General features: G+C 69.4%; 13 protein-coding genes. 9 read left to right on the forward strand and 4 right to left on the reverse strand.

Annotated features, from left to right (window positions below):
• The first annotated feature begins 53 nt into the window (after window positions 1-53).
• The 3 genes from BA895_RS01885 (at window position 54) to BA895_RS01895 (ending at window position 4,064) form a co-directional block, all read left to right on the forward strand.
• On the forward strand, window positions 54-1,715 hold the full coding sequence (locus BA895_RS01885; RefSeq protein ID WP_083282863.1) for a glucoamylase family protein: 1,662 nt from the start codon (window positions 54-56) through the stop codon (window positions 1,713-1,715).
• Between the two features lie 69 nt (window positions 1,716-1,784).
• Complete coding sequence (locus BA895_RS01890) at window positions 1,785-3,662, forward strand: glycoside hydrolase family 3 protein (protein ID WP_070190136.1); 1,878 nt, start codon at window positions 1,785-1,787, stop codon at window positions 3,660-3,662.
• 9 nt (window positions 3,663-3,671) lie between these two features.
• The gene (locus tag BA895_RS01895) at window positions 3,672-4,064 is read left to right on the forward strand and encodes a nuclear transport factor 2 family protein (RefSeq protein WP_070190137.1); all 393 of its coding nucleotides are present in this window, start codon (window positions 3,672-3,674) and stop codon (window positions 4,062-4,064) included.
• Window positions 4,065-4,243: 179 nt separating this feature from the next.
• On the opposite strand, the gene BA895_RS01900 is transcribed toward BA895_RS01895, so the two are convergent.
• The 3 genes from BA895_RS01900 to BA895_RS01910 all read right to left on the reverse strand — a co-directional run bounded on the left by BA895_RS01900 (window position 4,244) and on the right by BA895_RS01910 (window position 6,105).
• Complete coding sequence (locus tag BA895_RS01900) at window positions 4,244-4,492, reverse strand: DUF2630 family protein (protein ID WP_070190138.1); 249 nt, start codon at window positions 4,490-4,492, stop codon at window positions 4,244-4,246.
• Between the two features lie 277 nt (window positions 4,493-4,769).
• Window positions 4,770-5,141, reverse strand: a complete 372-nt coding sequence (locus BA895_RS01905) for a hypothetical protein (protein WP_139142468.1) — start codon at window positions 5,139-5,141, stop codon at window positions 4,770-4,772.
• Window positions 5,142-5,373: 232 nt separating this feature from the next.
• Window positions 5,374-6,105, reverse strand: coding sequence for a TetR/AcrR family transcriptional regulator (locus BA895_RS01910; protein WP_070190140.1), 732 nt, complete (start codon window positions 6,103-6,105; stop codon window positions 5,374-5,376).
• 98 nt (window positions 6,106-6,203) lie between these two features.
• Between BA895_RS01910 and BA895_RS01915 the strand changes: the two genes are divergently transcribed.
• The 3 genes from BA895_RS01915 to BA895_RS01925 all read left to right on the forward strand — a co-directional run bounded on the left by BA895_RS01915 (window position 6,204) and on the right by BA895_RS01925 (window position 9,217).
• Entirely contained in the window at window positions 6,204-7,799 is a 1,596-nt protein-coding gene (locus tag BA895_RS01915) for an MFS transporter (protein ID WP_070190141.1), read from the forward strand.
• 79 nt (window positions 7,800-7,878) lie between these two features.
• Window positions 7,879-8,310 carry a DUF4265 domain-containing protein gene (locus BA895_RS22935; RefSeq protein WP_083282864.1) on the forward strand — a complete coding sequence of 144 codons (432 nt, stop codon included), beginning with the start codon at window positions 7,879-7,881 and terminating at the stop codon, window positions 8,308-8,310.
• Between the two features lie 76 nt (window positions 8,311-8,386).
• Window positions 8,387-9,217: a uracil-DNA glycosylase gene (locus tag BA895_RS01925; protein ID WP_070190143.1), complete on the forward strand. Its 831-nt coding sequence runs from the start codon at window positions 8,387-8,389 to the stop codon at window positions 9,215-9,217.
• Here BA895_RS01925 and BA895_RS01930 read toward each other — a convergent pair.
• On the reverse strand, window positions 9,204-9,860 hold the full coding sequence (locus BA895_RS01930; protein WP_070190144.1) for a nucleoside/nucleotide kinase family protein: 657 nt from the start codon (window positions 9,858-9,860) through the stop codon (window positions 9,204-9,206). The genes BA895_RS01925 and BA895_RS01930 overlap by 14 nt on opposite strands.
• Window positions 9,861-10,020: 160 nt before the next feature.
• Between BA895_RS01930 and BA895_RS01935 the strand changes: the two genes are divergently transcribed.
• The 3 genes from BA895_RS01935 to BA895_RS01945 all read left to right on the forward strand — a co-directional run bounded on the left by BA895_RS01935 (window position 10,021) and on the right by BA895_RS01945 (window position 14,448).
• Window positions 10,021-10,542, forward strand: coding sequence for a DUF1992 domain-containing protein (locus BA895_RS01935; RefSeq protein WP_070190145.1), 522 nt, complete (start codon window positions 10,021-10,023; stop codon window positions 10,540-10,542).
• 167 nt (window positions 10,543-10,709) lie between these two features.
• Entirely contained in the window at window positions 10,710-12,536 is a 1,827-nt protein-coding gene (locus tag BA895_RS01940; protein ID WP_070190146.1) for an NAD(P)/FAD-dependent oxidoreductase, read from the forward strand.
• 232 nt (window positions 12,537-12,768) lie between these two features.
• Window positions 12,769-14,448 carry an HAD family acid phosphatase gene (locus tag BA895_RS01945; RefSeq protein ID WP_070190147.1) on the forward strand — a complete coding sequence of 560 codons (1,680 nt, stop codon included), beginning with the start codon at window positions 12,769-12,771 and terminating at the stop codon, window positions 14,446-14,448.
• The last annotated feature ends 3 nt before the right edge of the window (window positions 14,449-14,451 follow it).

The raw sequence follows: 14,451 nt of genomic DNA on the forward strand, positions 1-14,451 counted from the left end.
CACGGCTGCGTCCCGAACGACCGGCTTCCCGAACCACCGAACGGAGCTCAACCATGTCAGCAGCCCTGCCCAACCTCCCCACCTCCACCGATGAGACAGCGGCAGCGTCGCCGCACGGCGCTGTCGGGCGAGCCAGCACGTCGCGACGCACCCTGCTGGTCAGCGGGGCGGCATCCGTCGCGGCCTTCGCGTTGCTGCCCTCCCGAGCCTCCGCGCAGACCCTGGGCTCTGCGCCTGCGCTGATCGGAACGACGACCACCGACGCGACCCGGCGAACGCAGTCACGCCGGTGGGCGGCCGACACGTGGCGCAGCCTGGAGCGCATGACCGACTCGCGCACCGGCCTACCGGCCGACAACATCGCCGAGTCGCTCGCGGCCGCAGACCGTTCGGGGTACACCAGCCCGACCAACATCGGTGGCTACCTCTGGTCGACCGTCGTGGCGCGTGAGCTCGGCCTGATCACGCACCGCGAGAGCACGGCACGACTCATGCGCACCCTGCACACCCTGGCCCGCCTGCAGCACCACCGGCCGAGTGGCATGTTCTACAACTGGTACGACGAGGCCACCGGTGACGTCATCACCACCTGGCCCGACAGCGGTGACATCACCTACCCCTTCGCCTCCAGCGTCGACAACGGCTGGCTGGGCGCTGCGCTGCTCGTCGTCAAGGGCGCCGACCGCACCGCCGCCCCGCTCGCCGCGCGCCTGTTCAAGCGGATGCGCTGGGACATGTACTACAACGAGCACAGCGCAACCCGCCCCGGCGGGTTGATCCACGGCGGCTTCTACGACGGCGCGACCCCGCCCGACTACGTCGGCGTCGTCGGCAACTACATCGGGGTGGGTGCCGACGTCACCTACACGCCGAACTACTACGACACCACCGTCTCCGAGACCCGGATCACCACCTACCTCGGGCTCATCACGGGGCAGATCCCGGCCAAGAACTACTACGCGCTCTGGCGCACCTTTCCCGACTCGTGCGACTGGTCGTGGCCCGAGATGCAGCCGGTCGGTGTCACGCGCACCTACTTCGGTCAAGAGGTGTACGAAGGCGCGCACACCTACCGCGGCCTGCACGTCGTGCCCGGCTGGGGTGGCAGCATGTTCGAGGAGCTGATGCCGGACGTCTTCGTGCCCGAAGAGCGCTGGGCGCCGCGCAGCTGGGGGCGCAACCACCCGTTGCACGTTCGCGCCCAACGTGAGCACGGTCTGCTCGAGGCCGACTACGGCTTCTGGGGGTTCTCACCCTCGAGCAACCCGGCCGGCGGCTACCGCGAATACGGCGTGGACGCCCTCGGACTCAACCCTGACGGCTACTTCTCCGACCAGGAGAGCACCAACTACGACCCGGGCTACGGCGACTGCCGCCCCGCCACGAACCCCAACCCCACCTACGGTGACGGCGTGGTGACACCACACGCGTCGTTCCTGGCGATGATGCACGAGCCGCATCAGGCCTACCGGAACCTGGCCGGCATCCAGCACGAGCTCGGCGCCTACGGTCGCGGTGGGTTCTTCGACGCGGTCGCCGTGCGCTCAGGCACGATCGCACGGCGCTACCTGGCGCTCGACCAGGCAATGATCATGGGCTCGTTGGGTAACGTTCTGTGTGACAACGTGATCCGCCGTGCCTTCAGCACCCGGGCCGTGGAACGGGCCCTGCGGCCGGTCATCGGCGTCGAACAGTTCGGGGCGGGGTGCGCCTGACCCCGCCTGATCATGGCGACACACGCCCACCAGATCTCTGACCCATGCTCACGAGGAGGGCCCTGACGAATGCGGCCGACGACGTGCATCACCGACGACGGGGTCGAGTTCCGCGACCTCAACGGCAACGGGTCGATGGACCCCTACGAGGATCCGCGGCTCGCTGTCGACGCCCGGGTCGACGACCTGCTCGCCAGGCTGTCGCTGCCGGAGAAGGTCGGCCTGATGTTCCACACGGTCATCGAGGCCGGGCCTGACGGTTCGCTGCTCGAGACGCCGGGCGCCATCAGCAAGTCGGCCGCGACTGACGTCATCACGCGAAAGCACCTGTCGCACTTCAACGTGCACGCCCTCCATGATGCGCGAACGGCGGCGCGCTGGCAGAACAACCTGCAGGCGCTGGCCGAGACGACACCGCACGGCATCCCCGTGACGATCTCGACCGACCCCCGTCACGCGTTCATCGAGAACGCGGGTGTGTCGTTCTCCGCCAAGGCGTTCTCGCAGTGGCCCGAGCCGCTCGGGCTCGCCGCGCTGCGCGACGCCCGCCTCGTGCGGCGCTTCGCCGACATCGCCCGGCAGGAGTATGTCGCCGTGGGCATCAGGGCGGCGCTCCACCCCACGGTCGACCTCGCCACCGAACCGAGATGGGCTCGGCAGGCCGGAACCTTCGGTCAGGACGCAACGCTGACGACCGAGCTGGGTGTCGCCTACCTGCAGGGATTCCAGGGTGACGCGCTGACGGGCACGAGCGTGGCCTGCACGACCAAGCACTTCCCCGGTGGCGGGCCTCAGCTGCACGGCGAAGACGCCCACTTCCCCTACGGACGCGAGCAGGTCTACCCAGGGGGGCGGTTCGCCGACCACCTGTCGCCCTTCCCCGCCATGATCGAGGCCGGAACGGCGGCGATCATGCCGTACTACGGGATGCCGGTCGGTCTCGAGATCGACGGGGCCGCCGTCGACGAGGTGGGCTTCGGCTACAACCGGGCCGTGATCACCGACCTGCTGCGCGGAACGCTCGGCTACGACGGTGTGGTGCTCACCGACTGGGAGCTGGTCAACGACAACCACGTCGGTGACCAGGTGCTGCCGGCGCGGGCCTGGGGGGTCGAGCACCTCGCCCCCCCCGCGCGGCTGGAGATGATCCTCGCGGCCGGCGCCGACCAGTTCGGGGGTGAGGAGTGTGTCGAGCTGCTGCTCGAGCTGGTCGCCCAGGGCCGGGTGACGCAGGCCCGGATCGACGAGTCGGCGCGGCGGTTGCTGACGGTGAAGTTCCGCCTCGGACTGTTCGACGATCCCTACGTCGACGAGGACGTCGCGGCCGAGACCGTCGGTCGTCGCGACTTTCGCGACGAGGGGTATCTGGCCCAGGCACGGTCGGTGACCGTGCTGACGAACGTCGCCGTCGATGGCGAACCGGGCGAGGCGAGGTTGCCACTCGCGAGCGGCCTGCGGGTCTACGCGGAGAACCTCTCGCAGGCGGCAGTCGAACGCCACGGCAAGCTCGTCGACCGCCCGGAGGATGCCGACGTCGCGGTGGTGCGCCTCTCGGCTCCCTTCGAGCCCAGGTCAGACCTCTTCCTCGAGTCATGGTTCCACCAGGGGAGTCTCGACTTCCCGCCCGGGCTCGTGGCCCGGCTGGAGCGGGTGGCGCGACAGTGCCCGCTGGTCGTCGACGTGGTGCTCGACCGACCGGCCGTGCTCACGCCCCTGCTGCCCTTCGCGAGCGCCGTCGTCGCCAGTTTCGGCACCAGCGACGAGGCGCTGCTCGATGCCCTGACCGGAACGATCCCCCCGAGCGGCAGGCTGCCCTTCGACCTACCCCGCTCGATGGAGCAGGTACGGCAGCACCCGGAAGACGTCGCGGGCTATGACGATCCGCTCTTCGGCTTCGGTCATGGCCTCACGCTGGAGCCCGATGACCCTCCTCACCACGAGGTCTAGGTTGTCGGCATGGAAGCTTGCCATCTGCTGACTTCGCTCTGCGAAGCGATCGACGACCACCGTTGGGGTGACCTGCCGATGTTGCTGCACGACGACTTCACGTGCCGGTACGCGCACACGGGCGAGACCTTCGACAAAGACGCGTGGGTGCGGTTGAACGTGGAGTACCCCGGGTTCGAGCACCTGGTCGTGCACGACCTGGTGTGCTCAGACCGTCGTGCCGTGGCCCGATGTGCAGTCACGGCCCGAGTCGACGGCCATCTGGAACGGTTCGAAGTCGCCACCTTCGTCGCTTCGGAGGACGGCCTCATCAAGGACATGACCGAGGTCTGGACCGACGTGGCGCGAACCCCACCCGTGGGCACCCGACCGGGGCAGGCCGGAGGTGCCCCAATCGGTTAGGGCCTCCGGCTCCGAACACGTGATGAGCGCACAGCAGCGCGCACCACGCTTGGGCGGCTGGCCCGTTGAGGTACGTTAACCGCCACCCCAGAAGCCTGGCATCGCGAGAGCGAGCCAGGCTTTTCGGGTTGTCGAACGGGCCGGTTGTCATTCTGGCCGGGGCCGGGGCCGGGCAGGTCTCAGCCCACGTAGCCCTCGACCGTCTTCTCGCTGCGCACCGACGCCTCTTCGGGGTTCTCGCCGAACTCCCGCTTGGCGCGGCGCTGGCGCAGCAGGTCCCAGCACTGGTCGAGCTCGACCTCCAGAGACCGAAGGCGACGGTGCCCGTCGTCTGGGGTGATGCTGCCCTGCTGGAGCGCGGTGCGCAGCCGGTGCTCCTCGTCGATGAGCGACCCGATGTGTTCCTGGATGTTCACGTCTTCAGCCATCTCGCCACTATGGCACGACGCAGTCGGGACCGAAATGCGATGTATCAACCAGCGCGAGGAGCGCTCTGAGGGGCAGGGATGGTGCGGGGAGTTGGGGGACGCCCCGCACCACCCAGACAGCTTTGGCGGCTGGCCCGTTGAGGTACGTTAACCGCCGACAGGAGCCCGGACCCCGCACCGGGGCCGGGCTCCTCTACGTTCGCCACGTCCCTTCGGGCCGCTTGCGTTCCTCAGCGTCCAAAGCGTCCAAAGCGTCCACCCCGTGGCGGGCCGAACGTCATCGGCCCTGCCTCGTGGTGGTTGCGGTGGTGGCCGAAACGATGGTGGTTCCCGTGGACGTCTTGACCTGGAGCGACCGGATCTCATCGGTGGACAGTGCCGTTGCGCCCGTCACCCGGGCGTCGCCGGTGGGGGTGACCCGCCAGGAGGCCACCGTCGTCGACCGACCCGCGATGTCGGTGACCCACAGCAGCAGTGGCCCGGCGCCGGTTGACCCGGATGCCGCCGTGGCCACGACGTGGGCCGTGGGCGGGGTGGTGGCAAACAGGCTGGGGCCGAGCAGGCCACCCAGCACGAAAGTGCTCACGGCGGCCGCCACACCGATGGCGCCCACTCGCCACCGCCTCCGCTTCGCCGGGTTCGGAGTCATCGGACATCACGTGCGGGCCACCGGTCGGACGGGCCAGGTCGAGCAGGTGGGTCAGCCCGGAGACCGCAGCCCCTCTGGCGCTCGTCATCACGACCGCTCTCCTCGGCGCGGCGAGAGCCCTTCCAAGCTCGGCCCGATAGAGGACCCCCCATTCGCGGCCACTGCCCGCCGCCCACCCCGAATCCCGCCGAGAGCTGAATCCGAGCTGTGGCGGGGGAACCCGGGATGCCGGTCAGCGCTGTCGGGAGATGAGGGCCGCCGTGCCGTCGAGTAGCAGCTGTAGACCGAGCTCGAACTCCTCACGGTAGAAGTCGTCGGTGTCGTCATCGAGCGCGGCCGGGCCGGCTGCGGCGAGGTTCGGAAACGCCTCCGGGTCGATGAGCTGCACGATGTACTGGAGGTAGGCCCCTTGCGGCCCGTCGGGATCGACCGGGCCGACGAGGCCCATCTGCGCCGACTGGCGCACGTGGTTCTGGCCCCACCCATCGACGGCCAACATGACGGAAAGCCGTTGCTGGTACGTCAGAGGCGTGCTGGCGAGGGCCTCGAGACCGGCCTCGGTCCAGCCGATCACGTTGGGGGTCAGCGGCGGTGACGGTTGGGCCACCGTGACTGACCATGGGTGGGCCAGCCGCTGCTCAGCCACGCGGGTGGCCCACGAGGTGACCCGGTGGCGCCAGTCGTCCTCGGCCCGGTAGACGACGTCGGGCGGCCCGTAGGCCTCGTCGAGCATGACGAAGTGCAGCTCATCTTTGCTGTCGACGTAGCGGTAGAGCGACATCGTGGTGAACCCCACGGCCGCGGCCACACTCTTCATCGACACTGCGTCGAGTCCCTCGGCGTCGGCGATCGCCACCGCCGCTGCACCGATCTCGGTGAGCGTGAGCGACGGCTTTGGGCCGCGTCGCCCCGGGGGCTCCTGGCCCCACAGCATCTGGAGGTAGCGGGGCAGCGCGATCGTCATGGTCAGATCCTAGTCAACTGCTTGCCAGGTACACCGTTGCGGGTTACATTCAGCGTGCACCATAAACACTATGTGCAATATACAGATTGGACTCTGACATGGCGACCACCACCGCCGGACGCCGCGAGTGGATCGCACTCGGCGTTCTCTGCCTTCCCCTGCTCATGGTCTCGATGGATGTCTCAGTGCTGTTCTTCGCGGTGCCGCACATCTCGGAGTCGTTGCAACCCAGTGCCACCCAGGTGCTGTGGATCTTCGACGTGTACGGCTTCGTCCTCGCCGGCCTGCTGCTGACGATGGGCTCGGTGGCCGACCGCATCGGTCGCCGTCGGCTGCTGCTGCTCGGCGCGCTGGCCTTCGCCGCCGCCTCGGTGCTGGCCGCCTACTCCGGCAGCGCCGAGCAGCTCATCGCCGCCCGCGCCCTGCTCGGGGTGGGCGGCGCCACCCTGATGCCCTCGACCCTCGCCATCGTCCGCACCCTGTTCGTCGACCCGGTCGGGCGGGCCAAGGCGATCGGCGTCTGGTCGGCCGTGATGGCAGGCGGGGTCGGCGTCGGCCCGGTCGTCTCGGGCATCCTGCTGGCCCACTTCTGGTGGGGATCGGTGTTCCTGATCAACGTGCCGGCCATGGTCGTGCTGCTCGCCGTCGCCCCGTTCCTGCTGCCCGAGTCACGCTCCGCAGCAGCCAAGGTCGACCTCTTCAGCTCGGTCCTCTCGCTCGCCGCGATCTTCCCGGTCGTGCACGCCATCAAGCAAGGTGCCACCTCCGGCCTCTCCTGGACGGTCGTGCTCTACGCGCTGGGCGGTACGTTCGTCGGAGTGCTCTTCGTGCGCCGTCAGCGCCACCTCAAGGCGCCGATGGTCGACCTGCGCCTCTTCGCGCAACGGGGTTTCAGCGGCTCGGTGACGGTGCAGATGGTCGCCATGTTCGGCCTCATGGGCAACGCCGTGCTGATGACCCAGTACCTCCAGTCGGTGCTCGGCTTCACCGCCCTGACTGCGGCCCTCTGGAGCCTGTTGCCGTCGGTGTTCGTCGGCGCGGCGGCCCCGACCGCCGTGGCGCTGGCGGCGCGGCTCGGCCGCCCGATCGTGATGGCCTCGGGGTTCGTCGTCGCCGCCGCCGGCTTCATCGGCCTACAGGTTGCCGGGGCGCATTCGAGCATCCTCCCGGCACTGGTGTGCGCGTCGTTCGTGGCCGTCGGCCTCGTCTCGGTAGCCACCCTGGTCACCGAGTACGCGGTCGGCGTCGCCCCACCCGAGCGCACCGGCGCCGTATCGGCCCTGTTCGAGACCGCCGGCGAGCTGGGCGGAGCCCTGGGCTTGGCCGTGCTGGGCAGCGTGCTCAGCGCCGTCTACGCCGCCCGCGTCGTGCCGCTCCTGCCGCTCGGACTCACGCCTGGCCAGTTGGCCGCCGCCACCCAGACCCTCGGGGATGCCGGCGTCATCGCGGCCGATGTGACGGCCCGGGCCGGGGGCGGGGTGGGTCAGCAGGTGCTCGACGCCGCACGCACCGCCTACGTGGCGGGAATGCACACCACCGGGCTGGTCGCGGCGAGCGTGCTGCTGGTCGGAGCCGTGGTCGCCGCAACGACGCTTCCGCGCGTCGCTGCCGGGGTCTCGATGCCGGAACAGCCTCAGCCGGCTTCGAGTAAAGAGACCGACCAGCTGGGCCCCGCGCGTGCAGACCGTCCCTGACCAGGGGGCATATCGCGCAGCTTGAGGGTGCGCGTAGCAGGCATGAACCGGTGTTGGCTGCAGGCCGATGAAAATCTAATTGGGCGACGTAGACCCGCAACCAAGGACGCGTCACGGCACCCTCGGTGCTTGGCCAAGCGGCATCCTCAAACGGGTTCAAGGGCGGTGTACAGGCGGTCCGGAAGGACCACGTCGATCTGCCGGCAGGGGGATCGAGGGGGACCTGTACCGCCTCGACAACACGCCTTGGTTCGCATTCGGCGTCGCCCCGGACGATGTGATCGAAGCACGGCCCGACGCGGACGGCGTGCTCTGGTTTCGTCAGGTTCGAGAGCGCGGGGGCCGCATCGTGGTCAGGGTGATCCCACGTGATGATGGCCCGCTCGGCGGCGACCGCCAGGGCATCCTCGACGTGTTCGAGCCGCTGGGCGTTGGAGCCGAGGGGATGTCGAGCCCCGTCAACATGGTGGCTCTTGACATCGGGCAAGACGCACCGATGGCGTCCGCGTAGAGTCCATCCTTGCCACCGACCAGTGTGGGGCAGCGGTCTGGGGCGATCCGCGCGCGCCGAGCGTAGGTTGGTCGCCATGGCCGCCCACCTCGACCGCCACCCGGTCACGGGTCAGCCGTTCGCCTCACCCGTGCCGCCGGGAACGGGATGGCCCGGTGACCCGGCCACGGCGCAGACCCCCGTCGCCCGAACCAGCGCCGCGGTCGAACGGCTGGCGAGGGGAGCACGCGGCATCCCCGAGCTCGACGCCCGCATCAGCGTCTGCCGAGCCTGCCCCCGACTGGTCGCCTGGCGAGAGTCCGTGGCGCGAGAGGGCCGGCGCGCGTCGTTCGCCGACCAACCGTACTGGGGCCGGCCCGGGCCGTCGTTCGGCGACCCGGAGGCCACCGTGCTCATCGTCGGACTGGCCCCGGCCGCGAACGGCACCAACCGCACCGGGCGGATGTTCACCGGCGATCGTTCGGGCGACTGGCTCTACGCCGCCCTCTACCGGGCCGGCTACGCAAGCCAGCCCACGTCGGTGGCGGCCGGCGACGGGCTCGAGCTGACCGGCATCCGCATCGTCGCCGCGGTGCGGTGCGCGCCGCCCGAGAACAAGCCGACGACGGTCGAGAAGGCGACGTGCGCCGCGTGGCTCGACCGAGACCTCGAGCTCGCCGAGCCGAGGCTGAGGTCGATGCTGGCGCTGGGGTCGATCGGCTGGGATGCCGCGCTCGGCGCAGCCCGTCGGCGGGGGTGGAGCGTGCCGCGCCCGAAGCCACGGTTCGGGCACGGCGCCGAGGCGCTGCTGACCACCGCGACCGGGCGGGAGGTCCGTCTTGTCGGCAGCTACCACGTGAGCCAGCAGAACACCTTCACCGGCAAGCTCACCGAGGCGATGCTCGACGCGGTGCTCACTCGTCTGTGAACGCCCAGCCGTCGGGGGCGTTGCGCACGTGACGGTCGGCCCTGGCCGAGCTCGCGCCCACCAGCCGCGCATTCGGCTCGTCAGTCCCCTCGACCCAGGTGCGAGCGTCGTGCTCGGCCTTCCCGAAGTCGACGTGCCGCTGCACGAGTCGCTCGAGTCGCACCCGTTCGTCACCGGTGACGAACCACACCTCGTCGACCGCGGCGCGGGCTCGGGGCCAGGCGCCGACATCGAGCAGTAGGTAGTTACCCTCGGACACCACCAGTCGAGCGGCCGGGGGGACGACCATTGCTGCGGCCAATGGCTGTTCGAGGTCGCGGTCGAAGCCGGGCGCGTAGATCCACGACGCGTCGTCGGTGCGTATGCGTTCGAGCAGGTGGGCGTAGCCTTCCGCGTCGAAGGTGTCCGGGGCGCCCTTGCGGCTCAGGGCGTCCACCCTCGCGAGCTGCACGTCGGCGAGGTGGAAGCCGTCCATGGGCACGTGGGCCACCCATGCGGGGCCGCGGGCCCGTGCCACTTCGCGCACGATGGCCTCGGCGAGCGTCGTCTTGCCCGCCCCCGGCGTGCCCCCGATGCCGAGGATGGCCCGGCCTTCCGCCGGAACCAGCGCCATCGCAGCCTGGGCCAACGCCTCGATCGTCATCGACCCAGTGGATCATCTCCGCGGGGCTCCGGGCCACTCCGGCCCCGAGGGCGGCTTCGGATGGCCGGCCGGCACCCACCACGGATGCTGCGGCGGTGCCGCCAGCCTGAGCCGGCCCGCAGCTGCGCGCTGTCAGTCGAGTCCGGGTTACCGTTGATAGATGGCGGGCCAACCTCCTTACTTCGAGAGCCCGGTCGAGAAGCAGATCCGCGAGGCGCAGGAACGCGGCGACTTCGATGACCTACCCGGTGCCGGAAGACCCCTCGACCTCGGCGACCTCAACGACCCCGACTGGTGGGTCAAGCGGCTGGCCAAGCGTGAGCGGCTCGACCTGGGCGGGGCGCTTCCGGGGGCGCTCGGGTTGCGCAAGGAGGCCTCGGGCTTTCCCGGGTCGCTGGCCGACGTGCGCCGCGAGGAGCAGGTGCGTGAGATCCTCGACGACTTCAACCAGCGCGTGCTTGCCGACCGCTTACGGCCGGCGGTCGGCAGGCTGCCCCCCGCCATCGCCAAGACCGTCGACATCGACGACCTGGTGCGACAGTGGGTGCAGCTTCGAGAGCGGATCACGGCCGAGGCGCAGGAACAGGCCGAGGCGATGGCTCGGGCCCGGGCGGCCGAGGAGGCGTCCGAGCGAGCGGCCCGTCGTGACCGTTCCTGGTGGCGCTCGCTTCGTCGCCGCTGACTCGGGCGCCCACGCCCCGAGCGCCGGTGATCGCGCCGTGCCTGTGCCACCGTCACCCGACGCCCCTCGCGACCTGCTGCGCCTGCACCGGTCTGCCACGCTGCCGCCGGTCGGGCCGGAGCCCTATGGTCGGGTCTACGGGACCGTCCTGCGACGAAGGAGTGGCGATGAGTGACACCGAACCGACCGGAGCCTCTGGCTCGGTACTGACCGATGAGCCGACGGAGGGGGCGCAGGCCTGGTTCGGCGCCCTCGAAGAGGCGGTCGCCAGCGGTGAGGTCTCACGGGTTGTGAACCTTTTCGGCGACGAGTGCTACTGGCGTGACCTCGTCGCGCTCACCTGGAACCTGCACACCGCCGAGGGGCGCGACCAGATCTCGGACCTGCTCGGCAGCGTGGGCCCGGCGGCGTGGCCGCGGAAACTGGTGGTCACCTCGGAGAGTGCGGCCGACGGCGTCGTCGAGGCGTGGTTCACCTTCGAGAACGAGAACTTCGTCGGCAAGGGCCTGGTTCGCCTGCGCGACGGGCGGGCCTGGACGTTGCTGACCAGCGCGCAGAGCCTGAGAGAGTTCCCCGAGCCGTCGGGTTCGCGGCGGGCGCGGGGCGCCGACCACGGCCTCGACATGGCGGTGGAGAACTGGCTCGACCGGCGACACTCCCAGGTCGAGTCGTACGGCACCGACACCCAGCCCTACGTGCTGGTCGTCGGCGGGGGCCAGGGCGGCATCGGTCTGGCGGCCCGGCTGACGCGCCTCGGGGTGCCCAACCTCGTGGTCGACAAGTACCCACGTCCCGGTGACCAATGGCGTAGCCGCTACCACTCGCTCTGCCTGCACGACCCGGTCTGGTACGACCACATGCCCTACCTGCCCTTTCCCGACCACTGGCCCGTCTTCACTCCCAAGGACAAGATGGGCGACTGGCTGGAGAGCTACACCAAGATCATGGAGCTCGACTACTGGAGCAACACCGAGGCGACCTCGGCGAGCTACGACGAGAGCACGCAGACGTGGACCGTGCACCTCTCCCGAGAGGGTCAGGAGGTGGTGCTGAACCCGACGCACCTCGTGCTGGCGACCGGGATGAGCGGCATCCCCAGCATCCCCACCCTGGCGGGGCAGGAGGTGTTCCTCGGCGACCAGCACCACAGCAGCCAGCACCCCGGCGGAGCGAAGTACGCGGGCAAGCGGGTCGTCGTGATCGGGTCGAACAACTCGGCCCACGACATCTGTGCCGACCTGTGGCAGAACGGTGCCCAGCCGATCATGCTGCAGCGCTCGAGCACGCACATCGTGCGCTCCGACTCGCTCATGGAGACCGTGCTCGGCCCGCTCTACTCCGAGGAGGCCGTGGCGGCCGGTGTCGACCACGACCAGGCCGACCTGATCTTCGCCTCGATCCCCTACAAGGTGCTGCCCGACGTGCAACGGGTCGCGTTCGACGCGATCCGCGAGCACGACAAGGACTTCTACGCCGCGCTGGAGCGGGTGGGCTTCGACGTCGACTTCGGCGACGACGACTCGGGGCTGTTCCTGAAGTACCTGCGCCGGGGATCGGGCTACTACATCGACATCGGCGCCTCCGAGCTGGTCGCGAACGGCTCCATCAGTCTCGTTCGCGGCCAGGTCGACCACCTGAGCGAGCACGCCGTGGTGCTGACCGACGGCACCGAGATCGAGGCCGACGCCGTGGTCTACGCCACGGGCTACGGGTCGATGAACGGGTGGGCGGCCCAGCTCATCAGCCAGGAGGTGGCCGACCGGGTCGGCAAGTGCTGGGGGCTGGGCTCTGACACGGCCAAGGACCCCGGGCCGTGGGAGGGCGAGCTACGCAACATGTGGAAGCCCACGCAGCAACCGCACCTGTGGTTCCACGGTGGCAACCTGCACCAGTCGCGGCACTACTCGCGGTATCTGGCCCTGCAGCTCAAGGCGCGTCTCGAGGGCATCGACACCCCGGTCCATGCGCTGGCCGAAAGCCACCACCTCTCCTGACCGCGATGGGGCCACACTGCGATGGGGCCACACTGCGACGGGGCCACGGGCCGTGGGGCCACACCTGACCCGTGAGCGCGGTCAGGCTGGGAGGCGACTGATAGTTCGCTGAACATCATTGCAGGGCAGGGGAACTCTGGGTGGTGCGCCTTCCCGAGACGGTGCTTCTGGGTCTAGGTTCGGTTGTCGTCGACACCGTCGGTCGGCGACTGGCCACCCTGAGGAGACCCGCATGAGGCGCACCACCCCCCGCATCGCCGTCATCGTCGCCGGTGCCGTCGGCTCGCTCGTGCTGGGGGCCGCTGCGCCGGCTCTCGCCCGAACCGCCCAGGCAACGAGCACGGCCAGTTCGGGTTCGAGCGCCCCCAGCTCGACCAGTGCCGAGCGGCTCGCGCCGCGCACGTACTTCACCATGGCGCCCGACGGGTCGAGCGGGCTCACCCAGGGTGGGGCCGGCATCCCGAACATCGACTCGGTCAAGAAGACGATCTACGCCTACTACGGAGACCCCGGTACCGGCATCTCGAACAAGACCGTCTCGCCCTACATCAGCGAGCTCGAGAACCGCACGGAGCAGGTGCGGGCCACGCTGAAGTGGCGCTACCGCGAGTCGGTGAGGGAGGGCAGGAAGCCGGCGATCGTGCTCGACGCCGACGACACGACCCTGTGGACCTACGACATGGAGGTTCACGACATGAAGTTCGTCTTCGACCCGGTGCTGCAGGACGAGTGGGTTCAGGACCAACGTTTCCCGGCCACCCCCGGCATGGTCACGCTCGTCAACGAGGCCGAGGCCATGGGCTTCACCATCTTCGGGCTGACCGGCCGCAACAACGGCCAGAAGGAGGCCACCGTCGCCAACCTGGACAAGGTGGGCTACCGCGGCTTCACGGCGGAGAACTACTTCACCAAGTGGCGTTCCACCGACCCGATCCCCGCCTACATGGCGGGCAAGTGCGTCAACATGACCGCCTGCACCACTGTGGAGTACAAGGCCGGCACCCGCCGCCACATCGTGAAGGACCTCGGCTACGACATCACCCTCAACCTCGGTGACCAGTGGTCAGACCTGATGGGCGGTTACGCCGACCACAACGTCAAGCTGCCGAACCCGACCTACTACCTCCCGTCGCCGAACCTGCCCGGCAAGAGCCAGCCCTGGCTGGCGCCGCGCACCCACTTCGTGATGGCGCCCGACGGGTCGAGCGGTCTGCACAGCGCCGGCGAGGCGATCCCCAACATCGACTCCGTGAAGAAGACGATCTACGCCTACTACGGCGACCCCGGCACCGGTATCGCGAACAAGGTGTCGTCTCCGTACATCTCCGAGCTGGCCGCCCTCGAGGCCAAGCAGACCCCCCGCGTCGTGGCGGCGTGCCGGCAGGCGGTGCGCCAGGGTAAGAAGCCGGCCGTGGTCCTCGACGCCGACGACACGACGTTGTGGACCTACGACATGGAGGTCAACGACATGAAGTTCGTCTTCGACCCCGTGCGCCAGGACTACTGGGTGCAGAACAAGCTCTTCCCGGCGACTCCCGGGATGCCGTCGCTGGTGGCCGCCGTCGACGCGGCCGGGTGTCAGGTCATCGGTCTGACCGGTCGCAACAACGGGCAGAAGGACGCGACGATCGCCAACCTGAACGAGCAGGGCTACCCCCAGTTCTCGAGCGGCTTCTACTTCACCAAGTGGCGTTCGACCGACCCGGTACCGGCCTACATGGCCGGCAAGTGCGCCGACCCGACGCACTGCACGACGATCGAGTACAAGTCGGCCACGCGGGCCTACATCGAGTCGCGTCAGTTCGGTCGCTACAATATCGTCGCGAACCTCGGTGACCAGTTCAGCGACCTCATCGGGGGCCATTCGAACACCTCGGTCAAGCTGCCCAACCCGACCTACTACCTGCCGTGAGCC

It is taken from the genome of Humibacillus sp. DSM 29435 (genome assembly GCF_001758225.1).
Lineage (GTDB): Bacteria > Actinomycetota > Actinomycetes > Actinomycetales > Dermatophilaceae > DSM-29435.

Bases quoted from the DNA above. Each gene is read 5' to 3' on its own strand.
- BA895_RS01935 (WP_070190145.1), top strand. From the start codon at position 10,021: ATGGCGGGCCAACCTCCTTACTTCGAGAGCCCGGTCGAGAAGCAGATC.
- BA895_RS01885 (WP_083282863.1), top strand. From the start codon at position 54: ATGTCAGCAGCCCTGCCCAACCTCCCCACCTCCACCGATGAGACAGCG.
- BA895_RS01895 (WP_070190137.1), top strand. From the start codon at position 3,672: ATGGAAGCTTGCCATCTGCTGACTTCGCTCTGCGAAGCGATCGACGAC.
- BA895_RS01900 (WP_070190138.1), bottom strand. From the start codon at position 4,492: ATGGCTGAAGACGTGAACATCCAGGAACACATCGGGTCGCTCATCGAC.
- BA895_RS01910 (WP_070190140.1), bottom strand. From the start codon at position 6,105: ATGACGATCGCGCTGCCCCGCTACCTCCAGATGCTGTGGGGCCAGGAG.
- BA895_RS01915 (WP_070190141.1), top strand. From the start codon at position 6,204: ATGGCGACCACCACCGCCGGACGCCGCGAGTGGATCGCACTCGGCGTT.
- BA895_RS01925 (WP_070190143.1), top strand. From the start codon at position 8,387: ATGGCCGCCCACCTCGACCGCCACCCGGTCACGGGTCAGCCGTTCGCC.
- BA895_RS01905 (WP_139142468.1), bottom strand. From the start codon at position 5,141: ATGACTCCGAACCCGGCGAAGCGGAGGCGGTGGCGAGTGGGCGCCATC.
- BA895_RS01890 (WP_070190136.1), top strand. From the start codon at position 1,785: ATGCGGCCGACGACGTGCATCACCGACGACGGGGTCGAGTTCCGCGAC.
- BA895_RS01940 (WP_070190146.1), top strand. From the start codon at position 10,710: ATGAGTGACACCGAACCGACCGGAGCCTCTGGCTCGGTACTGACCGAT.
- BA895_RS01930 (WP_070190144.1), bottom strand. From the start codon at position 9,860: ATGACGATCGAGGCGTTGGCCCAGGCTGCGATGGCGCTGGTTCCGGCG.
- BA895_RS01945 (WP_070190147.1), top strand. From the start codon at position 12,769: ATGAGGCGCACCACCCCCCGCATCGCCGTCATCGTCGCCGGTGCCGTC.